3 protein-coding genes are annotated in these 2,728 nt (G+C 71.4%); all 3 read left to right on the top strand.

Annotated elements, in window-relative coordinates; genetic code table 11:
• Positions 1 to 850 (top strand): ABC transporter permease (locus tag L0B03_RS16225; protein WP_250447801.1); only part of this gene is annotated, 850 nt, incomplete at its 5' end.
• 23 nt (positions 851 to 873) lie between these two features.
• Positions 874 to 1,527 carry a TrmH family RNA methyltransferase gene (locus L0B03_RS16220; protein WP_250447799.1) on the top strand — a complete coding sequence of 218 codons (654 nt, stop codon included), beginning with the start codon at positions 874 to 876 and terminating at the stop codon, positions 1,525 to 1,527.
• Positions 1,528 to 1,655: 128 nt separating this feature from the next.
• A complete protein-coding gene (fbaA, locus tag L0B03_RS16215) occupies positions 1,656 to 2,678 on the top strand; it encodes a class II fructose-bisphosphate aldolase (protein ID WP_250447798.1) in 1,023 nt (340 codons plus the stop codon).
• Positions 2,679 to 2,728 lie beyond the last annotated feature (50 nt).

The raw sequence follows: 2,728 nt of genomic DNA, 5'->3' as shown, positions 1-2,728 counted from the left end.
GCCCGGCTCCGAGGCGGTGCCGGTCGAGCCCGAGGCCCTGGTCCGGGCGGCGGCCAACGAGGTCCAGGGCGGGGTCGCGCCCGCCGAGGCGGGCCTGAGCGCGGCCGAGGTGCGGGCCCTGACGAGCCCCGTGGCCCCCGAGGTCGTGCTTCTCGACGCGCAGCCGGCCAGCGTCGTGCCCCCGCAGCTGCTCGTGCTGCTGTTCGCCTTCCTCTTCTACCTGTCGGTGCTCACCTTCGGCATGTCGATCGCGCAGAGCGTGGTCGAGGAGAAGCAGTCCCGGGTGGTCGAGCTGCTGGTCGCGGCGGTGCCGGTGCGCTGGCTGCTCGCGGGCAAGGTGCTGGGCAACACCCTGATGGCCGTGGGGCAGATCGTGGTGATCCTGGGGGCCGGTCTGCTGGGCGCGACCCTCGCGGGGCAGGGCCGGCTGGTCGAGGAGGTGGTCGGGGCCTCGGGCTGGTTCGTGCTGTTCTTCCTGCTCGGCTTCACCATGCTCGCGTGCCTGTGGGCGGCGGCGGGGGCCCTCGCCTCGAGGGTCGAGGACCTCAACTCCACCACGATCTTCATGCAGGTCCTGGTGATCGCCCCGTTCTTCGCGGCCATCTTCGCGATCGACCCGGGCCCGACGCAGCGCGTGCTCTCCTACGTGCCGTTCACCGCCCCGTTGCTCATGCCCGCGCGCGTGGTGCTGGGCAACGCCGAGCCCTGGGAGCCCGTGGTCGCGGCGCTCGTCGTGCTGGGCACGGCGGTGCTCTTCGTCGCCCTGGGGGTGCGACTCTACGAGCGCTCCGTGCTGCACACCGCCTCTCGCCTCACCGCCCGGGACGCCTGGCGACGGAGTCGCCAGTGACAGGCAGAGCGGCGGAGTCGCCAGTGACAGGCGGAGCGGCGGGGTCGCCAGTGACGGGCGAGGAGGTCGGGGTCGGTCCCTGGCCGGGCGGGCCTGAGGCCTGGCCGCCGCTCGAGGTCGACGGTGCCCCTCGCTACGACGCCGAGCTGCTCGAGCACGGGGACCGCCGCAACGTGGTGGACGAGTACCGGTACTGGACGGTCGAGGCGATCGTCGCCGACCTCGACACCCGCCGGCACCCCTTCCACGTGGCCATCGAGAACTGGGCGCACGACCTCAACATCGGCTCGGTGGTCCGCACCGCGAACGCCTTCGCCGCGGCCGAGGTGCACGTGGTGGGCCGGCGTCGGTGGAACCGCCGCGGGGCGATGGTCACCGATCGCTACCAGCACCTGCGGCACCACCCCGAGATCGCTGACCTGACAGCCTGGGCCGAGCAGGCAGGGTTGCCCGTGCTCGGCATCGACAACCTGCCGGGGTCGGTGGCCCTCGAGGGGTACACCCTGCCGCGGGCCTGCGTGCTGCTCCTGGGCCAGGAAGGCACGGGGTTGTCGGAAGCTGCGCGGGCCGTGTGCCAGGACGTGCTGCACATCCGCCAGTTCGGCTCGACCCGATCGATCAACGCCGGCGCGGCGGCCGCGATCGCGATGCACGCGTGGGTGGTCCAGCACGCCTGAACCGGCGGTCCGCTGCGGTTCGGCCGGGCTCGCGGCACCCGCGCCACCGGGCGAGAGGTCCCGGCGCGACGGGATCGATCCGTGCCACCATGGGACCGAAAACCACCCCACTCACCGCAGGAGACCCCATGCCTATCGCCACTCCCGAGGTCTACAACGAGATGATCGACCGGGCGCGTGCGGGCAGCTTCGCCTACCCCGCCGTCAACGTCACCTCGTCGCAGACCCTCACGGCCGCGCTCCAGGGCTTCGCCGAGGCGGAGTCCGACGGCATCATCCAGGTCTCCGTGGGCGGCTCCGAGTACGCCTCGGGCTCGACCGTCAAGGACCGCGTCGCGGGCTCGCTGGCCCTCGCCGCGTACGCGGCCGAGGTCGCCAAGGGCTACGGCATCACCGTCGCCCTCCACACGGACCACTGCACCAAGAGCAACCTCGACACCTGGGTGCGCCCCCTGCTCCAGATCGAGGCGCAGCAGGTCAAGGACGGCAAGCTGCCGACCTTCCAGTCGCACATGTTCGACGGCTCGGACATCCCGCTCGAGGAGAACCTCGCGATCTCCGCCGAGCTCCTCGAGCTCTCGACCGCTGCCCGCACCATCCTCGAGGTCGAGATCGGCGTCGTCGGTGGCGAGGAGGACGGCCACGAGGCCGAGATCAACGACAAGCTCTACACCACGGTCGAGGACGGCCTCGCGACGGTCGCGGCCCTCGGCTCGGGTGACAAGGGTCGCTACCTGACGGCTCTGACCTTCGGCAACGTGCACGGCGTCTACAAGCCCGGTGCGGTCAAGCTGCGCCCGGCGATCCTCAAGGAGATCCAGGACGCCGTCGGCGCGAAGGTCGGCAAGACCAACCCGTTCGACCTCGTCTTCCACGGCGGCTCGGGCTCGACCGAGGCCGAGATCGCCGAGGCCGTCGACAACGGCGTCATCAAGATGAACATCGACACCGACACCCAGTACGCGTTCACGCGCCCGGTCGTCAGCCACATGTTCAAGAACTACGACGGCGTGCTCAAGATCGACGGCGAGGTGGGCAACAAGAAGGCCTACGACCCGCGCGCCTGGGGCAAGCTCGCCGAGGCCGGCATGGCCTCGCGCATCGCCGAGGCGTGCCGCCAGCTGCGGTCGGCCGGCCACAAGCTCGGCTGAGTCCTCCGCCTGACGCGCTGACGGCGCCGTCGCACCTCGGTGCGACGGCG

This window comes from Actinotalea sp. C106 (assembly GCF_023630195.1).
GTDB lineage: Bacteria > Actinomycetota > Actinomycetes > Actinomycetales > Cellulomonadaceae > Actinotalea.
Note: the sequence above shows the minus strand (reverse complement) of the source record. Positions and strands in the feature narration are given on the sequence as shown.